The following is a 19900-nucleotide window of genomic DNA, read 5'->3' on the forward strand; positions in this document are numbered from 1 at the left end:
TCACACCACCCGACACGTTGACGTACCACGGTTGCCCCGTATAGCTCGCATAACCGAGCAGGCCGTAGGCGTTGACTTCCGTGCTGTCGCCTTCGGTGTCGTCGGTGTCGTTGATCTGCGTGTTGCTGTAGTTGAATACGCCGCCCACGCGCCAGTGGTCGTCGATCGCCTTGTCCGCCCCGAGCAGCAGGCCGCCGTAGTTCGCGTTATAGCCCGGCGTATCGCCGCGTTGCCCCTGGCTCGCATGCCCACCGAAGGCCTGGCCCCACACGCCCCAGCCAGCCAGACTCTCGCCCGTCGAAATGCCGCTCGACTCGCCGCTGTCGTTGCCGTCGGCTTGCGCCAGACGAAGGCTCTGCACGTGATCGGCCACGACGTTCAGCACATCGATCGTCGGAGCGGCCGCGGCTTGCGACGAATTGGCTTGCTGAATCGGGCTCAATTGCGCACCGGCCTTGTTGAGCTGTGCCGTCGTGCCCGTCGCTTCGAGCGCATCGGCCGCGTCAAAGAGGTTCAACAGCCCCGCATTGCTCACGCCCGCATAGTGCGACAAACCGCCCAAGGACTGGATCGCGTTCGGCACCGTCGCGTTCGGCGTTCCTGTCGGCGACGACGAGGCCGTTGCGGTCGCGCTGTTGATCTGCAGCACCAGATCCGTATCGACGAGCTCGCCGTTATCGACCGTCATGCTCAACCCCGTGATCGAGCTCGTATAGCCCGCGATCGAGTAATTGAGCGCGCTCTCGTTGTAGTTCACGTTGATGCCCGTCGACTCGATGACGACAAAGCGCTGTCCCGCCGCAAACGCATAATTGCCCGTCGTGCTCTTGAGTTCGACACCCGTGCCCGCGGCGAGCGTCACGTTGCCGTTCACGATCAGGCGGCCGTAACCCGTATCGCTTTCGTTACCGGTGTGTGTCGCGCCGTCCCCGACGCCGATCACGAGCGTGCCGCCGGCCTGGTTATAGTTGCCGGAGATCGTGATCGGGTTGTTGACCTGAAGCGTGGCACCCGTGTTGTTCACGGTGTACACAATGTCTTGCGCGACATTGACGTTGTCATTGAGCACGAGATTGCCGCTGGCGAACGTGACGTCGGCATTGCTGGTGATTGTGCCGATCGCGCCGTTATAGCCCGTCAATGTACCGAAGACCGAACCCGTACCGCCGGCGAACGTCAGGACTACATCGGCGTTTTCGTTCTTGATCGTGCCGATGATCGCGCCCGAATTCGTGATCGTGCCGATCGAGGCAGAGGGAAAATTGAGGATTGCGTATTCCGTGCCTCTGATGGTACCGCTGTTGTTGATCGCGCCGATGGCGCCGGTACCCGTATTCCAGATGGCAGCGGAAGCGATGATCTCCCCCGCGTTGGTGATCGTCGAGATACGTCCGTAATTTTGGATCCCGGTTTCAAGGGGCGAGATCGTCCCGCCAACACTGTTAACCAGGCTCGTGATCACGCCTTCGGAATAGTTGATGATGCCCCAGTCGCCGAGGATCTTGCCGCTATTGGTCAACTGACCGATGCTGCCGGTGTTAAAGATGGCCGAATAGCTGGGCGAAATCGTGCCGCTATTGTTCAGGACGGTGATGACGCCACCGCGATTGTCAATACCCGCGTTGCCCGAAATCGTGCCGCTGTTGGTCAGCTGACCGATGTTGCCGGAGTTGACGACGCCTGCGCCGGTATTGGTCGCAGTGGCGGCCATCGTGCCGCCGTTGGTCAGGACATTGATGGTGCCGCCGTTATTGTAGACACCCGCGTTATAGCCGCTGATGGTGCCGCTGTTGCTCAGCGTGCCGACCGACGAAGTCGAAACCTCCACGGCCGCGGAATTCGCCACCGAAATGGTGCCGGCATTGGTCACCGTGCAGTTGCCCGACGACCAGGTGACAGTCGTGCTGGTACTCGTCGACAAGGGCGAACCCGCGCAGTCCGCTTGCGCGATCAATGGCAGCATGCCGGTGATCGCGCTCGCGACGGCTAGCGCCAGGGCTTTTTTCTTCGGGTGCAAATTCGAATGACGCATGGTCGGCATTTCTCTTCGGTAAATATTTCGACTTTTCAGAACAACAACCGCGCCGGTCCTTGCGCGGCTTTCAAACTCGCCCAACCCCTTCAATTGGTTGATTCCCGCTCACGACATCGCACCCCGCTTTTTCGCGGCGGTATCGTCGGCCGCATGCGGATGAAGCGCCGTGATCGGGTCATTTGGTGAGCTGACGAAAATGTATTCGACGCGATAGCGTTTCAAATCCACAAACAGCAGGGATTTTCCGTGCCTTTCGACCGGTAGGACGCGCGGTCTGCCTGACATCGGTTGTGACACGCGGCCGAGAGAATTTTGTTGAGCAACGCAGCTCACTTACGAAACATTACGCGTCGTCACTTTTAAACGACGCTCGATTGTTTCGACGATTGACGATAGAGAAAATTATTTTCTCTCGGTTCATACGCGGGATCCGAGCGTAGCGCCGCGCGACGCTCGTGCGGGGCGACGCGGGCCGCTCCTCTCGCACGCCCGAATACGCAGCGCGACACCCGCTGAACGAGATCCCGGATCGCATTGTGGCGATGCGCTCGGGCCAGCGCGTCGGAGAAGTCGGTTTCGACGAGGCCTCCGAGCAAGAATACGTCCTCATACAAATGAGGTACTACGATCGGCTCGATGCGAGCCCTTTGAGAATCGCCTCGGTAAATGCGACGAAAGCACGTGCCCTGGCGCTGACCATTTTTCCCGACGGATAGACGGCCCACATCGACATTGCGGGAAGACACCAGTCGGTAAGGACAGCGGTGACCTGTCCGTTGGCTAACTCGCGGGCAAACATCCACTCGGACGAAACGGATAGCCCTAGCCCGGAGAGCACCGCCGCGCGGACGCCTTCACCCGAAGAGATGCGCAGGCGTCCGGCGACCGTCGCCGTGACTTCGGACGCATCGCGTTGAAATAGCCAAGTGTGGGTACTGCCGCGATGGTCGAAGACGATGGCCTGGTGATTGATGAGATCCGCGGGAGTCAAAGGCTCGGACATCCGCGCGAAGTATTGCGGCGTGCCGACAACGAGGCGCTTGCATTCACCGAGTTTCCTGGCTGTCATGCTCGAATCGCTAAGATCGCCCGTACGCAGCGCGACATCGACGCCTTCTTCCTGAAGATCCACGCGGCGGTCGTCCAAAATCATGTCGAGTTCGATGTTTGGATGCGCGCCCAGAAACGCGTCGATTGCCGGCACGAGATACAGACGCGCGAACGTTACCGGCGCACAAATACGCAGGCGGCCGGAAATATCCGAGCCGTGAGCACTTACGGATCGTTCCGCGGCGTCCGCGTCCTGAATGACCTGTTTGACACGCTCATAGAACTGCAAACCGGCGTCCGTCGGGGTGAGCCCCCTACTGGAGCGAAGCAGCAGACGCGTGCCGAGTCGCTGTTCCAGCATGGCGACCGTCTTGGACACTGCGGGTTGTCCTATTCCGAGCTTTCTTGCCGCCGCGGAGAACGATCCCGTTTCCACCACACTGGCAAAGGTTTCCATGGCCGTCAGGCGATCCATCTTGCTCCTCGATGTCGGGCAGTACGTGTTTGCCGGCGTGTTTGGCCCCCAACGACAGCTCAAAGCGGTGCATCGATTCGGGAGAGTTGCGTGAGCGATTGTGCGCTGTCAGCAGCGATCCGAGCGTTTGTGAGGTTCCAGCGCCTTCGAACGTGCAGTGAAGTCAGCATGCAGACGATTCCTTTCCGGAATGTCGACCCCGGTTCCCTCTCCTATTCCCTGAAGGAATGCCGACTATTCCCTTCTCGCGGCTACTGACCTTTCTCCCACTTGGGTAGCGTATCGATGTCGACCCCATGAGGTTGAGAAACGGCATGAGGAAGTTGCGTTCGCCGTGTCGCTTCCCGTCGCCGGGCAACGGCATCTGGGCTTCCACCATGCCAACAAGGTGCTACAGAAAGTCAACGAAGGACAACACTGCAATGGAAAAAAACCTGGAAAACAAACTTGCGCTCGTGACCGGCGCATCGCGCGGAATCGGCGCGGCGATGGCTATCCGTTTGGCCCGCGAGGGCGCCTCGGTCATCGTCAACTACGCGGCGAGTCCGGCGCGTGCGGAATCGGTTGTTGATGAGATCCGTCGCGCAGGCGGAAAGGCGGAAGCGGTAAAGGCGGATCTCAGTACGCTGGAAGGCGTGAACGATCTCGTCGACGCCGTCGACTCCGTGTTCGAAGGCGCGTTCAACGGTCGGCTCGACATCTTGATCAACAACGCCGGCACGGTCGACTTCGGCCCCTTCTTGGAGTCGTCGGATGACTCCTATGACAAGCATTTCAATCTCAACGTCCGCGGTCCGATCGAACTTACGAAGAAGCTCGCTCCGCGCATGCTCAAGGCGGGTTGGGGGCGAATCGTCAACATCAGCTCGGCGTTCGGCGAGGCTGCGCCGATGGCCGGCGTGACGATGTATATCGCCACCAAATTCGCTTTGCACGGTTTCACACGCGGTCTATCGAGAGAGCTTGGGCCGCACGGCGTGACGGTCAACGGAATCCAGCCTGGCCCGATCGCTACTGAACTGGCGCCCCAGCCCGGTACACCAGGATACGACGCAAACAAGGCGCTAACGAGCGTCGGCCGTTACGGCAAAGTCGAGGAAATCGCCGCTGCCGCAGCGTTCCTGTGCAGTACGGAAGCTTCATTCGTCAACGGCGAAAATCTGACCGTCGACGGCGGCTGGAACGCCTGACGCACGAGAGTACGAATTCCGGCCTGCTTTGGGCTCAACTTGCCGGGCAGGCAAGTCGTATCTCGCCTGCTCATCTGCGCGGACGCGCAATCTCGATCGCCATGCTGGGCATCCCGGCAGCTTTGTCGTTCGGAATTCCGGCTGGGACAATGCTGAGTCTGTCGATGGGTTGGCGCGCAACGTTTGGGCTGATGAGCGGCGCATCTTTACTGCCTATCGCTTGGGTTTCGCTCTCCGTCCCGGATTTGCCGCGCGAAGAAAGCATCGATCGTTCGCCGCTTCGTATGGTGCTAGGGATAGCCGGATTTCGTTCCGTGCTTAGTGCAATGGTGAGCTTTGTGCTGGCGCATAACGTGCTCTACACCTACGTCGCTCCGTTTGTCGCGCCATCGGGACTACTCCCTCATGTCGATGTCGTATTGCTGCTGTTCGGTGCTGCGGCGCTAATTGGCATGTTCGCGACCGGCGCGCTGATCGACCGATTTCTACGGAGACTGACGCTGCTGAGCATCGCGCTGTTCTTTGTCGCGACTGTCGTGCTGGCAATTGGCTACGCGTATCCAGCAGCCGTCTATTTCGCAACTGTCATATGGGGGCTGGCGTTTGGCGGCGCTCCCGCGCTCTATCAAACGGCATCGGCCCACGTCAGTGGAGACGACGCGGACGTGGCGCAATCTATCGTAGTGACGATGTGGAACGCCGCTATCGCCGCCGCAGGCATCCTCGGTGGGCTGATGCTCGACTATCTCGGCGTCGCGGCGTTTGCGTGGCCGCTCGCCGGTTTGCTGCTTTTGGCGTTCGTCGTCGCATTCAGGGCAAGGAAGCACGGCTTCCCGAGTTAAGACCGCTCTCCCTGTCCCGACGTGTTCAATTACTGTGCTGCCCACCAAAAAAAATGTGGGCGCTAATGCGGATATTCCAGCTGAATCAAAGCGAATCAAGCGATCGAACTTTTCGGTCGAGTTCAAGCATGGAGTTGCGCCGCGACATCTCGCCGCCGGGCCTCGACTTCGGGGCGCTTCGGCGGGAGATGGGGGCAATCCGCTGGTGAGGTTGCCTCAGGCAGAGGCTAACCACACAGCTTGCATCGAACCCGATACGGTGAGCAGGTCGATATTTCTTGAGTTTCAGTTGGTCATTGCGCGAGCGCAGCGGACCCCAAATCCCTGAGACTTGTTCAGGGCCGCTTCAGATAACGTCGCGGATGTAAGAACACCGCCGACGTGCACTGAATCCGCTTCGGCTGCGTTGACTTCCGTCGACGACCAGTAATACTCCGACGTCGTGGCCGCGGGAACGCCGAGTGGCAGCAGTGTAGTAAAGGCGGATTGCGACCCGCCGTCCAGTTCGTCGATGGCGGGCAAATACCAGTCCGTATAACCGCCGTCCGTGACCTGCGTGCAAAGCGGTGCCGCGTAGCCTGATAGGGTCCCTAGCGCGGCAACAATGGTGCTTGAGTTGCCGGAGCCGTCAGTCAGGCTGGACGCATTGAGGGTCTCGTCGGGCGACCACACTGCGCCGAACGTCACGTCCGATTGCTGAAGAACCGTACCGCCGATGCTGCCTGTCGCTGCAGTCGTGTCATCGATCGAAAACACATAGCCCGCCTGATACACGCTGCCGTAACCCAAGACGCTGACCGCGACGTTCACGGCAGTCGCGTTCGAACCGGATGCCGACAGCACGAGCGGCGCCGCGTTTGTGTCGCCGACCGCTGCGCTCGGTGTACTTCCCGGCGTGATGGTGTACGTGCAACTCGACCCCACGGCGATCGTCGCGCCACACGTCGAGGACGTCGTCGTCCCCGTCGGCAGCGCAGGCGTGGTCGCGACTTGAAAATCCACAACCGCGGCGCTTCCTGTGTTTGTGAAAGTGATTGTCCGAGGGGTGCCGGTCAGGGCCGCATTGGTGCCGGTATCGTTGACCGAAAGCACGAGCGACGAGACGCTTGCAGACATCGTGGTGGGTGAAGCAGACGGCGTCGTGCCGCCCGTCGACGTCGTGGTCGCCGTCGCGCCCGGTGAGTTCGACCCGCCACATGCCGCCAATGCGGCGCAAATGGCAATCGCAGTGCCGCGAAGTAGTGATTTTTTCAAGCAATTCATGACTCGCCCCGTTGTGTGTGCGCCTTCAAAGACTTAGCGCGTTGTGGTCGGGCGATATTTTCGATTGACTGACAAGCGACTGATTCGCGGAGGAGAGGGCAATAATTGCTGCAAATCATGCAGTTCAGATACTTTATTGCACTGTAAGAAGAAAAACGTACCGATATCGTTCGATTCTTTCTTTAGGAGGCGGTCAGCTACTTTGACGGCGCTAAGCGCAGGTGCGATTGCCGCAATGCGCGTATCGAGCCATACGAGTATGGCGGCGTCGACAAGCATCGTCGAGTTTGGCGCCGTTTCGCTCCATGTCGACATTCGCATCAGCGCATGCCGCGTCGAGGCCTTAGCCGCTTTCGGTGCGCGAATTTGCGAATTTCCTTAAGGCCCCTGCTCATCCCTTCCACGCCGTCCGTTACTGGCGATGCGTCGATTTTCTTCCCGATCTTAGCCACGCCCAATACGATCGCGTGACCGGTAGCGGCTAATCGCACGTGGTCCGTTCCCACCCAAAAGAATCGTGGTAGCGATCCGAAACGTCCCCATCGAGTGATGACCTTCATCGGTGTGATGTTGCGCATTTCGGAGCATCGGTTTAGACCGAAAGCCCTCATGCGCTTGCTCGGGGCGTCGGCATGATTTTGCGAGTCACTTGGCCATCGTATTCGACCACGTAGACATCGCCACCGGCATCGACCACCGTGCGAGGTGACCGCAATCGTGCTCTCCGGAATTATTGCCGCATCCTTCGAATGCGGCATGACACGGCGTCTCACATTTTCAAAATAAATCTGACGGGTGTCTTGAACGCAACGATAGCGCACGACTTCCCAAATGATTTCGCACCCTGTCCGTCATTGCGGCTTTTACAATCCCGCGACATCCGCGCGCGAGCGCGCCGCGCCCGCGCGATCCGCCGGTCGGCTCCATTATTTGAGATGGACGCGGTAATAGTTAAAAAAGCGATAAAACAATCCTCGGGGTCAGCTTTGAATCACGTCTATCGCATTGTATGGAGCGCCGACCTGGGCCGGTTTCAGGTGGTGTCGGAGCTGGCCCGCGCGCATGGAACGAAAAGCGGCAAGGGCGGGCGCAAACGCCATGCGATAGCGGCCGCGGCGATCGCGCTGCTCGCGGCAGGATCACAGGCGGCCTACGCAAACGGTATAACCACGGTGGCCGGGACATTGGTCACCGAAGGCACTCCGAGTTCGGGCTCGAATTGGACTTGGAGCGGTAGCAATCTGACCATAGGATCGGGCTCGATCAGCGGCACCTCCGCAGGGGTCCTCAATAGTGGGACCATAGGCACGCTGAGCAATGCGGGCACAATACAGGGCACCTTTAGCGGTGTGACCAACCAAGGCGGCGGTTCAATCGGCGTCCTGTCGAACACCGGCACGATAAGCAGCGGCGGATACTTCGGCGTCGTCAACCAAGAAGCCCTCACGTCGTTGATCAATAGCGGTTTGATCAGTGCCCCCGAAGCAGGGATCTTTAACAGCGGTACGATCGACACGCTGACCAATTCAGGCACCGTCGAAGGCGGCTTCGGCATCTACAGCCTGGGCACGATCAAGTCTTTGAACAATAGCAATCGTGGCACGATCAGCGGCGGCTCCGTAGGGATCTTTGAAGTCTACAGCTCTGTCGGCACGCTGACCAATGCCGGCATCATCGAAGGCGGTACTGGCTACGGTATCGAGAACGAATCCGCGATCACGTCTTTGATCAATAGCGGCTTGATCCGTGGCGGCTCCATAGGAATCGGCATCGCCTTCTCGTCCAATCATTTTTCCCTCAGCACCATCGGAACCTTGACCAACTCCGGCACGATCATGGGGGGCGCTACAGGTATCAACAACAACGGTGCGATCGGGACGTTGAGCAATAGCGGCACGATTAGCGGTCCCGTCGACGCGATCCTGATCAACTCATCCGGCTCGATCGGCACCTTCGTCAACACGGGCACGATCGCCGGCAATATCGAGAACGATTCGAATAACGCACTCTCGATCGCCGGCGGCACGGGGACGACATTCGGCACGCTAACAGGCTATGGCGGTGCGATCGGCGCCATCACCAGCAATACCGATGTGACGTTCGCGTCGGGCCATCAAGTGCTCAACGACAATATCGAGAACGGTTCGAACACCGTCTACAACAACGGCACGGCGCTCCAAGTCGACAACATCGTGACGATCTCGGGCAACTACGCGCAAGCCAGCGGCTCGGCGCTCGTGATCGGCGTGGCGAACGGCGCGAACTTCAGCGGCTCGGAAAGCGACGCCGGCTACGGTCGCCTGGTCGTCGCGGGTGACGTCACGCTTGCCCCGGGCTCCGGTATCGCACTCAAAAGCACGGCGGGTGGCTTTCAGTTTGCGGCGGGCCAGCGTTTTGTCGTCATCGAGGACACGGGCGGCACGGCCACGTACAACGCGGACACGCTCCATTATTCGATCGATGGTTACACGAGCACCGTGACCGGCGAAAGCGATCCCGTAGGCAGCGATACGGACCTGGTCGTGGACATACTCAGCGCCTCGGTCACTGCCCCGGTCAGTCCCCCTGGCAGTACCCCGGGCAGTGCCTCGGGCAGTCAACTGGCGACGGCGCCGAACGCGCGTGCCGCGCTCGGCGGTTTGTTCGGCTATCAAGGCGTGAGCAATGCGCAACTGCTCGCACTCTACGATGCGACTGATGGAGCCCTGGCCGGCGGTTCAGTGAGCACCGCGAACCAGATCGGCAAGCAACTCAGCCCGATGCAGTTTCAGGCCGCAAGCCGGGCATCGGCCGATGACGAGATGAATATCGTCGGTGCACACATGGACAGCCTGCGCCTCGCGCGTGCCGATACCGGCAGCGGTGTCGCAACGGGAGAGGCGCCATCCGATTGGACCGGCTGGGCACAGGCATTTGGCGGTCATTCCGGGCAAAATGCGCGCGACGACGTCGACGGGTATAACGCGAACTACGGCGGCCTGCTGCTCGGCGCCGATCGCGCGCTCGGCGAGCGTTGGCGCGTCGGCGCCGCGTTCGACTATACGCATACGCAGATCGACAACACGGGCGATACCGAGGGCGACAGCGCGGGCATCGACGCGTATGGCTTGATCGGCTATGCGAGCTATGCGGGTTCGCCGTGGTATGTGAACCTTTCGGGCGCTGCGACATATCAGCGCTTCGATACGACGCGCATCGTCAGCATGACGGGCTACAACGGCACGGCGAATGGCAACTTCAACGGTCGGCAATTTGCGTTGAACGCCGAATTCGGTTGGCCGCTCGTGCTCGACGACGGCTATACGGTAACGCCGTTGGCGAGCCTGACCATGAGCCACTTGAACCAGCAGAGCTATACGGAAAGTGGTGACGGCCCGCAATTGGAGGTCGGCGGTACGAACGTGAACTCGGTGCGTAGCGCCTTGGGTGCGAGATTATCGAAGGTGTTCTCGACGTCGTATGGTGACCTGGTGCCGACGATGAGTCTGAAGTGGTTGCACGAGTTCGATCATGCGAAGGCCGTGACGTCGGCGAGCTTTGCGGGCGATCCGACGGGAACAGGCTTCACGACGGTGGGAATGGCGCCCGTATCGGACCTGGCCGACGTGTCGCTCGGCGTCACCCTGCTGCGCTCGGACACGTTGAGCCTGACGGCGCGTTATGAACTCCAGGCGGGCGGAGGATTCGTGTCCAACGTCGGTGTGCTGCGCGTGCAGAAGCTGTTTTAAATCAGAACCGCAATCGCTTGAAGCCATCGGGGCTCCAATCCTCGCTGCCGACTCCGTGATGGACGAAAAGAAAGCCGTCTGGATCGTAGCGATCCTTGATCGTTTTCAATCGTGCATAGTTCGGTCCCCAGAACGCCTCACGCCAATCCGCGCGGAAAAAATCGGTCTCCGAGACATACGATCCGCCATGTGGCGCTAACGCCTTTAGCATCGCGGCGGCCTTCGCGATGTCCTTAGCGTCACGGTGCGCCTGTTCCATATCCGGCGGCGCGATCGGAAGACCCGCAAATGGAGGCGCGCCGCCGGACGCGACAATCGCCAAGCAGAACGCATCGGCGACGTTGGGATGGATGGCGCACCGACGCGCGTTCTCTCTGACGTTCGCGGGAGCGCCCGCCAATCCTTTGTTGAAGTGAAGTTCCACGGCATGAAGCTGAGCCGCCGCGACAAGGGCATCGGCAAGCCTGCGCCGTTCAGTCGATTCAAGAAGCGTCGCAGGTAGCCACTGTGACTCGTAGCCGTGAAGAAAAGCGGATGCCTGATCTCCGTCGCCCCGCCACCAGGCATGGTCGTGGGAAGCATCCGCCCGCGAGTCTCTCACAAGCCCGGCGTTGGTGTCGACGTTCCACCAGTTGCGTGCGGGCCCGGCCTCTAAGCGTGGCGGCTCGCTAAAGATAAAATCTTCGGGTGACGATCGCACCCAATCGATGTAGGGGGCCCACGCCGATTGGATTTCATCATGTCGAAGTCCCTGACACACCATCGCCACGTGAACTTCATTCTTGTAGAAAGTGATCTGCTCGCCCCAATGCGCGTTGAAAAGCCTATCGGCGTAGTGTTCGATCCATCGCTGAATCAATCTCCCGTAAGCCTCGGGTGTGGACGCCTGGATTTTGAACTCGACCGAGCCGAAGTTTTCAGGCAGATCATGAGTCTCCAGCGTCAACTTGGTCACCACGCCGAAGCTGCCGCCTCCGCCGCCCGTTAAAGCCCAAAACAGGTCGGGTTCCTGAGAACGATTGACAGTCCGGACAACCCCATCGGGCGTGACAACCTCGGCTTGCAGCAGACTCGCGGCAGCTAATCCGTAGCGCTTCGAAAACGATCCGAATCCGCCGCCCAGGACCAGGCCGGCAACGCCCACGCTCGTGCAGCCACCACCTTGAATGTACCTCCCGGCCTGCGTGGTGACGGCAGCGTACACATCGATCCACATGCAACCTGCTTCCACCGTGACGGCCTGCGTCGGCGCCGTCGAGCAGCAAACCGGAACGAACGCGTCGTGCAAGTCGATGCGATTCATCGCGCGCGTCCAAATAAGAAGGGAGTCCGGCGCGTTCGACCCGCCTAGGTAGCTGTGGCCGCCTCCTTTTATCACCATGCGGAGATTGTGCTCGCGCACAAAATTGACGGCAGCAACGACGTCCGCCGTCGAATGCGCAGGGACGGCATAGGCGCTCGCACTCGGTATCCATGCATCGAGCCAGCCGGAAATCTGCGTTGCACCCGCATCGTCACCGAGTGCGATCGGGTTGCGCGCTTCCCTAAGACGCGCAAGACAATCTTTCGCTAACGGGGCTTCCGCGCAGGCCTGCCAAATCGTCCTAGGCTTGAGCAATCTTCCATCGATCGCCCGATTCAACGCTTGCCATTGTGCGTCGTTAGGCCAATCGGATTCTCCAGGACGCGTGCGAGACATCGCCGGTCGCACTGTCGCGTACGCCGCCGACAGCACCGTTGTCGGCGCGTTGGGGAGGAACGCCAGCCCTGCTGCCAGCCCGACAAAACGTCTTCGCTTCAGGGACGTTGAAGATTTCGACCTGCATCTCAGCCTGCTTGAAATCGCCATGCCGTGACATCTCCGATGACGAGAAACTCCGTGCGGAACCCGACACCGAGGGCAATACGGTCTGTCCTGGCATCCAAACAGTACCTGTGTCGGTGACAATTAACGGGGGGCTGCTTTCACCCGTGCTTGGCAACGCCGGCTCGCGTTACCGTGCGGCCCTTTCGGTTTTCTTTCCGGGCTAAAGCCAGGACATCCGAGACCGGGGACCTTGCGCTTCACAAATCTAGCGATTTCGGCCTATCAATACACGCGAAGTGGGACGAACCGAGCTCTCAATGGGGCCAATCGGAAGTCGCGGGCGCTTTACAACCCTTGGGACGCTCGACGGCGACGGACCAAGCGTTCGTCCACACCGCTTCGACTGCAAGACACCGAACTCACCCTTGCGCAGCGCGCTCACGCAGTCATCTGTAAAATCGACTCGGCTCTTTTGCGCCGACGCGAATTCGATCCCCTTTTTGGTGCCTCGCCATGCCCCGACAATCAACGGCCGTGCATTCAGACTGGGTAGTGCGCGCACACCCCGCTGAGGGCGTCGAGCGCATCGAGGCCTGGTTTCATGGCAAAGCGTATGCCATGCATCGCCACGACACTTACGCGATCGGACGCACGCTCGAGGGCGTGCAGAGCTTCAGCTATCGTCGCAACCGGCGCGACAGCCTGCCGGGCAATACCATCGTGCTGCACCCAGACGAAGCGCATGACGGCCAGGCAGGGACAGACGAAGGTTTCCGCTACCGCATGATTTACGTGGCGCCCGCGCTTTTCCAGGACGCTTTGGGTGGTCAGGCATTGCCGTTCCTCGAAGGCGGCGTGACAACCGATCCGCGTATCGCGGCGGCCACGGAATCCTTGCTGCTACGCGTCGACCATGTGTTCGAGCCGCTTGAACGCAGCGATGCGCTGGCCGAGCTCGCGCACGCGCTCGCCGCTGTCTCGGGGATGCCGCGTGCGCGTGGGAAAGGCGACTATTTCGCGGCACGCCGCGCGCGCGAGTATCTGCACGCGAATCTCACGCGTGTGGTCACGCTCGAAGAAGTGGAAACGGCCACCGGCCGAGACCGCTGGAGCCTGTCGCATGATTTCCGCACGTTCTACGGCACGAGCCCGTATCGCTACCTCACCCTGCGCAGACTCGATGCCGTGCGACGCCTGCTGCTCACGGGCGTCTCGCTCGCGAATGCGGCGACAGACGCGGGCTTTGCCGATCAAAGCCATATGTCGCGTCATTTCCTGAAGACTTTCGGCCTTACGCCCGGACGCTGGCTCCAGATCGTGAACCGCCTGCCCCACGCTTGAAAAGCCACCCACGATCGTTCAATACGGCCCGTGGGTGACCGCGTATTGTCGATGGACGTCCACATCTAACGGAACGAACGATGTCCACTTCAACGCATGCGCATACGGCACCCGCTACGCGCGGCCAATGCGTAGCGATCGACCTGAGCGCCAAGATCGCGGCGATCGACGGCTACTGGCAACCGCGCGTGGTCGCGGAAATGAACGACTATCAGTTCAAGGTCGTCAGGATCAAAGACGAATTCATCTGGCACACGCACAGCGATACCGATGAGACCTTTATCGTGCTAGACGGCGAATTGCGAATCGATTTTCGCAACGGCCCCTCCGGCGATGGCTCGATCGTATTGCGCGCGGGTCAGATGGCCGTTGTGCCGAAAGGCATCGAGCACAAGCCCTGCGCGCATACCGAAGTGAAATTGCTGCTGATCGAGCCGCGCGGCGTGGTCAACACCGGGGACGGCTCAAGCAACGAACGGACGGTGCTGAACGACCAATGGATCTAGAACCCGCTAGCACCTTGTAGAACCCGTTAGGTATGCGATGCCATACGGCGAGCGAAGGTGCAACGTCATGAGATCAGACCGCCGTGCGGGCCAAGCTTGCAATACAGGCCGCCAGTGCAAATGCAGCACCCATCCATAGCGCGATGCTCGCCCCCTGGACACCGCCCGCAAAATTGAAGCATAGCGCCGTCAGTGCGGCTCCAAGGGTTTGGCCGAGCAAGCGCGAGGTCGCGATCGTGCCGCTCGCGCCGCCCGAGCGGGACGGCGGCGCCGCGGACATCAGCGCCCGCATGTTCGGCGACTGGAAAAAGCCGAAACCGACCCCGCAGCACAGCAAACGAATCACGATGTCGGCGACGCCGGGGTCTGCGGGTAGCAAAGCGAGCGACGTCATGCCGAGCGTCAGGATCAGCAAGCCGATCCCCCCGAGAACGGCCGGTGAATAGCGGTCCGACAGCCGGCCTGCGACCGGTGCGGTCAACGCGACGACGATGGACCACGGCGCGAGAAGAAAGCCCGTTTGCACCTGGCTGCGATGGAGTACCCCCTCGAAAAAGAAGGGCAATGCCACAAACGCCAGACCCTGCACGGCGAAGCTGCAGATCGACGTAGCCGCAGAAAGCGCGAAGATGGGTACCCGGTATAAATCGATCGGCAATATCGGCGCGCGATTGTCACGTTCGCGCCGGATCAACAACGCGCCGAAGACCATTGCCATACCCAACGAGCCGCCCCAGATCGCCGCCGGCTCATGCTGGCACGCGGCGCCGAGCGCGAAGATCAGCGTGGTGAACATGACCACGTTCAACAGCGCCGCGATCGCGTCGAAGCGATGTTTTCCAAGCGGTGAATGCGGCAGCGAGGGCGCTGCCGCCAATAGCGCGAGAAGCCCCAGGGGCACGTTGATGCCGAACAGCCAGGGCCACGTCGCGATGCTCAAGATCAGCGAGGCGACGGTGGGTCCGACGGAGAAGCAAAAGCCGACCGTCAGCGCGTTCAGACCGACCCCGCGCCCGAGTCGATCGGGGGGATAGATAAAGCGCAGCAGCGCGATATTCACGCTCATGATGCCGCTCGCGCCCAGGCCCTGCAGCGTGCGCGCCGCGGCCAGCAACGGCAGCGTCGACGCCAGCGCGCAGACGAGTGACGACAGCGTGAAGAGTGACAGGCCCGCAATGAAGATGCGGCGATGACCGATGATGTCGCCGAGTGCGGCGAGCGGAAGCACGGTCGCGACGATGGCGATCTGATAGGCGTTGATGATCCAGACCGAGGTTGCCGGCGAGGCGTGAAGGTCGCCCGCGATCGTGGGCAATGCGGTGTTTGCGATCGCGGTATCCAGCGACGAGAGCGCGACGCCCAGCATCACCGCTGCCACCGCGCGCCAGTCATGGGCTTGCCGGTCAACGGATCCTTGCGACGTGAGAGGACTGAGTTTCATGACAATGCATTGTTGCGTGACAGGACGAGCGGGACGCGACCCGCACCCGAATCGCCTCCCTTCCCGATCGACGATCGAGATATCGGACCCGTATCAGCCAAGTTCTTCCGTGAGTGATTGACCGCGACCGGTGACGGCAATGCCTCAGCGAGCCCGCAGTGGGTCAGCACGCGGGTCAACACGCTCAGCGCGCCGATGACGTCCAACGCGGCATTGAGCCTGGCATTCTCCTCGAAATCCGTTGAACTGTCCTCGGCCGTCTTCATGGTGGCTCGCGTGACGCGGACAAAGCCGCTCGGCGTCGGCTGTTTCAAGGTCTCCGCGGCCGCACGGCCTGGGCTGAAGACCCGATCAACGCCGCCGCCCCTGTCATCCGTGCCGCCCCTGCCCCCTAACCGCTAACCCCCGACGTCCGTACCGCCCCTGCCGCCCCTATCGTCCCTGTCATCCCTGTCGCCTCTGCAGAAGGCTCGGTTCTTTCTCATCGCACGGCGCGAGGCGTGCTTCGATGACAACTCGGACCGACAGGCATTCACCGCGATCGTGCCCCGACACTTCACCAGGCGGGCCTAAACGGAATCCATGGCCTGCCTGAACGCAGCCGCTTGACCGTCGGGATTGGATCGGCTTGGGGGCTCAGCGGATTTGTGGTTCTCGACCCTAAGCGGGCACGTAAGCCGAGTGGCGCACCCGTGGAGCGCGCCACTTGAATCGCCTCGCTCTAGTTCAGGCTAGCGTTCCGTCAGGATTTGATGAACGCGAGAAGGTCGGGGTTGAGGATGTCCGCGTGGGTGGTCAGCATGCCGTGCGGGAAGCCGGGGTATGTCTTCAGTGCACCGTTCGCGAGCAGGTCGACCGCGCGGGGCACCGAACTGGCGAATGGGACGATCTGGTCGTCTTCGCCATGCATGACCAGGACCGGCACGGTGATCTTCTTCAGATCTTCGGTGTAGTCCTCCAGCCAGGAGAATACGGTCTCGTAGTGAGCCTGGGGGCTGCCGGCCATGCCCTGGCGCCACCAGTTCGCGATCACCGCCTCGGACGGCTTGGCGGCCGGACGGTTGAATCCATAGAACGGCCCTTCCGGGACGGCCCGGTAAAACTCGGATCGGTTGCCAAGCAGACCTGATTTAACCGCGTCGAACCATTCCGGCGGCTGACCTGCGGGGTTCGCGTCGGTTTTCACCATGTTCGGCGTCAACGAGGCCACGAGCACGGCCTTGGCGACTCGCTCCTGGTGGCGAGCCACATAGCGGGCCACCTCGCCGCCGCCGGTGGAGTGCCCGATGTGGATCGCGTCGCGGATGTCGAGGTGTTCGGTCAGTGCCGCGAGGTCGGCGACCCAGTGGTCCATGTCGTTGCCGGTGCCGACTTGCTCGGACCGGCCGTGCCCACGCCGGTCATGGGCGATCACCCGGTAGCCGTGGTGAAGGAAAAACATCATCTGGGCGTCCCAGTCGTCGGCCGACAGGGGCCAGCCATGGCTGAAGACGATCGGCTGACCGGACCCCCAGTCCTTGTAGAAGATTTTTACGCCGTCCGGCGTGGTGATCGTAGACATCGCTGGTACCTCCTATACGAGATTGATTGAAGGGTTGGTGCTCCGCGAGTCATCGGGAATGCGGCAGGCGGCTTCTTTTAAAGCCTTATTTCACAATGCGCATCTGGAAACGTGCGAGCGGAGCGCACTTCGACAGCGCGGCGATAATTCGCGCAATGTCCTTCTGCGCGATGCCTTGATCCGAACGCCGCCGTAGGAGTGTTGGCGACGAGACGCGCGAAGTACAGGCGCACGAAGCGATTTGGCGCATCGACGATTTGCGAGCAAAACCTGAGTGCGCTGTGTGGACCCGTTCATGGCCTCAAAGCGCATCTAGGTAGCGCGCTTCGCCAACTCGAAGGCGCGCGCAATGCCGCAGCAGCAAGCGATCTTCGTCCGCTTCGTCAGCCACGGGCGGCGGATATTCATTAGCGGCATCCGTTCATGGCCGACCGCGGTCTCAAGCGCCCGGCACACGTCGACACAAAACCGTCGCACATCGAGCTCCGCCGCAACGGCGACTCTTCAGGCATCAACAGTCATTCGGTCTTTCCGCGCAGGCTATCAACTCACATTCCCGATGAACATCCGATCGCTCGCGAGTGTGGGCATCAACCGCCTCGCCAAACAGCCGCGTGATGTGACGCCGAAGCAAAACGATCGAGCCCGCTCTACGTGAACGCGTCACAAAAGGCGCCGCGCTTCTGATCGTCGGATCCCTACGGCACTTGACGTCGCGATCTTGCGACAATTAATATCCAACCAGTCAGAAATTAATTGAATGCGATGGGACGAAAACGCGTCATCGACAGAGATCACATCCTCGACGCCGCCGAGCGGGTCATCGGGCGCGACGGCGCCGTGAATCTCACACTGGATTCCGTCGCGCTCGAGGCGGGGGTCAGCAAGGGCAGCGTGGTGTACGACCACAAGACGAAGCACGCCCTAATCGGCGCGATCGTGCAACGCGCGCTTGCCCGCGACAACGCCTTCAATACGGCTTGCGCCGACGACCTTGGCGATGTTGACAGTCGCGTTGTCCGCGGCCGCATCAAGGCGGCGGCGAACCCGTTGCCGACCGAACAGCGCGCCATCGCCTTGAGCCTCTGCGCCGCGCTGGCGCAGGACGCGGGTCTACGTGAGGCGATGCAGCACAATCAGTCGTCGGTCATCAACGCGCTGCTCGACGACGCCGCCGTACCGCGAGGCGCCTTGCTCGCCTACCTCGCGCTGGAGGGTCTGAAACTGCTGGAAAGTCTGGACTTCCACGTATTTCCGGCCAAAGAGCGCTCTCGCCTGCTGCGGGAGATCGACTGGCTCGTCGATCTCGACCCTGCCCCAAAACCCTCACGCCGAAAGGCCAGGTAGCCGACCCGCGCGTCCACCCGTGCCTTCCATTGTCTGAACTGACTGCGATCCCTACATCGCTGGGCTTTTTCACGTCCTTAACATGAATGCACCCAACCTCATCGTGCCCCTCGACATCGCGCAACCGCACTCGCATCCTCCCCGCCGGATCTTTCTGACCGGTGGCAGCGGCTATATCGGTCGAAACGTGATCCGTCATTTCACCGCGTTGGGTGTCGAGATCATTGCGCTGGTCAGAAGCGAAGCCGCCAGGAATACCGTGACCACCCTCGGAGCCGAGCCATTCGACGGTGACTTGCTGACGGCCGCGTTGCACGAAGGCATGGCCTCATGTGATGCCTTGATCCACGCAGCGGCGGATACGGACCACGGACTCGGTGGCCAGGCGCAGCGACGTGCCAACGTCGACGGCACCCGCCGGGTTCTCGACGCCGCTCGAAACGCCGGCATTGCGCAAGCCATTCACCTGAGCACCGAATCGGTCTTGCTGGACGGCAAGCCACTGATCAACGCCTCCGAGCGTCACCCGTACCCCGCCCGCTTTGCAGGCACCTATTCATCGACTAAGGCCGAAGCCGAGCGTGTCGCGCTCTCCTTCAATACGAGCGACTTCCCGGTCGTGGTGCTTCGCCCCCGCTTTGTCTGGGGACGAGACGACAGCACCGCCCTGCCGCAAATCGTCGCAGCGGCAACCGCCGGCAAATTCGCGTGGATCGATGGCGGGCGCTATCGGACGTCGACAACCCACATTGCCAACCTCGTTCACGGCGTCGAGCTTGCGCTATTGCATGGTGTCGGCGGGAACGTCTATTTCATTACAGATGGCGAACCGGTGATGTTCCGCAACTTCATTGCCCGATTGCTTGCCACACAAGGGATCGCGGAACCGACGCGAGAGGTGCCCGGCTGGTTGGTGCGGTCGATTGCCACCGTTGGCGAAAGCCTGGGTCGATTGTCCCGCGGTGCGATCAAACCGATCGTCACGCGGCAGTCGCTCGCCACAGCGTCCGTCGAAGTCACGCTGGACATCTCGAAAGCGCGCGCGCAACTTCGCTATACCCCAGTGGTCGCGATCGAGGACGGACTTGCCGAGTTGGTCCGCGCACGAACGCTCGTCGAGCCGCATTGATCTGCAGCACTGGCCGACAGCTTGCGAAGTGCAACCGTCTCCCGAATGTCAGGGTGCTGCCGCGATCAAATATCGCTTCCTGGCCGATTTGATCTTACCCACGTTCGGTGGAGACCTTGAACGGAGCATACTTGCTCTGCGAGGTGTGCCATGGAACATCGAGAACACAAGCGATATAGCCGCGA

At 61.1% G+C, this 19900-nt stretch carries 16 protein-coding genes and 1 pseudogene; 10 read left to right on the forward strand and 7 right to left on the reverse strand.

The features are described 5' to 3' along the window. The coding region (locus D7S86_RS28570; RefSeq protein ID WP_158602122.1) for an autotransporter outer membrane beta-barrel domain-containing protein at positions 1 to 1828 on the reverse strand (1828 nt) is incomplete at its 3' end. Between D7S86_RS28570 and D7S86_RS29720 the strand changes: the two genes are divergently transcribed. Next, positions 1791 to 2027, forward strand: coding sequence for a hypothetical protein (locus tag D7S86_RS29720; protein ID WP_158602123.1), 237 nt, complete (start codon positions 1791 to 1793; stop codon positions 2025 to 2027). The genes D7S86_RS28570 and D7S86_RS29720 overlap by 38 nt on opposite strands. Before the next feature lie 630 nt (positions 2028 to 2657). On the opposite strand, the gene D7S86_RS28580 is transcribed toward D7S86_RS29720, so the two are convergent. Continuing rightward, positions 2658 to 3560: a LysR family transcriptional regulator gene (locus tag D7S86_RS28580; RefSeq protein ID WP_121091529.1), complete on the reverse strand. Its 903-nt coding sequence runs from the start codon at positions 3558 to 3560 to the stop codon at positions 2658 to 2660. Between the two features lie 422 nt (positions 3561 to 3982). Here D7S86_RS28580 and D7S86_RS28585 point away from each other — a divergent pair, with 422 nt between their 5' ends. Together D7S86_RS28585 and D7S86_RS28590 are read left to right on the forward strand one after the other, a co-directional pair. Continuing rightward, positions 3983 to 4750 (forward strand): SDR family NAD(P)-dependent oxidoreductase, encoded by a 768-nt coding sequence (locus tag D7S86_RS28585; protein WP_121091530.1) that lies wholly within the window; start codon positions 3983 to 3985, stop codon positions 4748 to 4750. Next, a complete protein-coding gene (locus D7S86_RS28590; protein ID WP_338069215.1) occupies positions 4684 to 5592 on the forward strand; it encodes an MFS transporter in 909 nt (302 codons plus the stop codon). The genes D7S86_RS28585 and D7S86_RS28590 overlap by 67 nt, the downstream gene beginning before the upstream one ends. Before the next feature lie 285 nt (positions 5593 to 5877). Here the strand turns inward: D7S86_RS28590 and D7S86_RS29370 are convergent, their stop codons facing one another. Next, a complete protein-coding gene (locus tag D7S86_RS29370) occupies positions 5878 to 6855 on the reverse strand; it encodes an Lcl C-terminal domain-containing protein (RefSeq protein ID WP_147432520.1) in 978 nt (325 codons plus the stop codon). Positions 6856 to 7790: 935 nt separating this feature from the next. Here D7S86_RS29370 and D7S86_RS30735 point away from each other — a divergent pair. Both D7S86_RS30735 and D7S86_RS28605 read left to right on the forward strand, forming a co-directional pair. Next, positions 7791 to 7976: pseudogene (locus D7S86_RS30735) on the forward strand (ESPR domain-containing protein); the annotation flags it as partial. 228 nt (positions 7977 to 8204) lie between these two features. Beyond that, a complete protein-coding gene (locus D7S86_RS28605) occupies positions 8205 to 10583 on the forward strand; it encodes an autotransporter family protein (RefSeq protein ID WP_240648453.1) in 2379 nt (792 codons plus the stop codon). Between the two features lies 1 nt (position 10584). Here the strand turns inward: D7S86_RS28605 and D7S86_RS28610 are convergent, their stop codons facing one another. Next, complete coding sequence (locus tag D7S86_RS28610) at positions 10585 to 12432, reverse strand: FAD-binding oxidoreductase (RefSeq protein ID WP_240648454.1); 1848 nt, start codon at positions 12430 to 12432, stop codon at positions 10585 to 10587. A 471-nt stretch (positions 12433 to 12903) separates the two neighbouring features. Between D7S86_RS28610 and D7S86_RS28615 the strand changes: the two genes are divergently transcribed. Both D7S86_RS28615 and D7S86_RS28620 read left to right on the forward strand, forming a co-directional pair. Continuing rightward, positions 12904 to 13731 carry an AraC family transcriptional regulator gene (locus D7S86_RS28615; protein ID WP_121091536.1) on the forward strand — a complete coding sequence of 276 codons (828 nt, stop codon included), beginning with the start codon at positions 12904 to 12906 and terminating at the stop codon, positions 13729 to 13731. Between the two features lie 80 nt (positions 13732 to 13811). Next, the gene (locus D7S86_RS28620; protein WP_121091537.1) at positions 13812 to 14237 is read left to right on the forward strand and encodes a cupin domain-containing protein; all 426 of its coding nucleotides are present in this window, start codon (positions 13812 to 13814) and stop codon (positions 14235 to 14237) included. A gap of 73 nt (positions 14238 to 14310) precedes the next feature. On the opposite strand, the gene D7S86_RS28625 is transcribed toward D7S86_RS28620, so the two are convergent. From D7S86_RS28625 to D7S86_RS28635, 3 genes are all read right to left on the reverse strand, one after another. Continuing rightward, positions 14311 to 15678 carry an MFS transporter gene (locus D7S86_RS28625; RefSeq protein WP_121091538.1) on the reverse strand — a complete coding sequence of 456 codons (1368 nt, stop codon included), beginning with the start codon at positions 15676 to 15678 and terminating at the stop codon, positions 14311 to 14313. Then, entirely contained in the window at positions 15675 to 15944 is a 270-nt protein-coding gene (locus D7S86_RS28630; RefSeq protein WP_121091539.1) for a hypothetical protein, read from the reverse strand. Before D7S86_RS28630 ends, D7S86_RS28625 begins: the two co-directional genes overlap by 4 nt. A gap of 476 nt (positions 15945 to 16420) precedes the next feature. Further along, positions 16421 to 17239, reverse strand: a complete 819-nt coding sequence (locus D7S86_RS28635) for an alpha/beta fold hydrolase (protein ID WP_121091540.1) — start codon at positions 17237 to 17239, stop codon at positions 16421 to 16423. 349 nt (positions 17240 to 17588) lie between these two features. Here D7S86_RS28635 and D7S86_RS29375 point away from each other — a divergent pair, with 349 nt between their 5' ends. The 3 genes from D7S86_RS29375 to D7S86_RS28645 all read left to right on the forward strand — a co-directional run bounded on the left by D7S86_RS29375 (position 17589) and on the right by D7S86_RS28645 (position 19715). Further along, entirely contained in the window at positions 17589 to 17897 is a 309-nt protein-coding gene (locus D7S86_RS29375; RefSeq protein ID WP_147432521.1) for a hypothetical protein, read from the forward strand. Positions 17898 to 18004: 107 nt separating this feature from the next. Next, positions 18005 to 18586, forward strand: a complete 582-nt coding sequence (locus tag D7S86_RS28640; protein WP_121091541.1) for a TetR/AcrR family transcriptional regulator — start codon at positions 18005 to 18007, stop codon at positions 18584 to 18586. Between the two features lie 82 nt (positions 18587 to 18668). Next, the gene (locus D7S86_RS28645; RefSeq protein ID WP_121091542.1) at positions 18669 to 19715 is read left to right on the forward strand and encodes an NAD-dependent epimerase/dehydratase family protein; all 1047 of its coding nucleotides are present in this window, start codon (positions 18669 to 18671) and stop codon (positions 19713 to 19715) included. Positions 19716 to 19900 lie beyond the last annotated feature (185 nt).

It is taken from the genome of Pararobbsia silviterrae (assembly GCF_003628125.1).
Taxonomy (GTDB): domain Bacteria; phylum Pseudomonadota; class Gammaproteobacteria; order Burkholderiales; family Burkholderiaceae; genus Pararobbsia; species Pararobbsia silviterrae.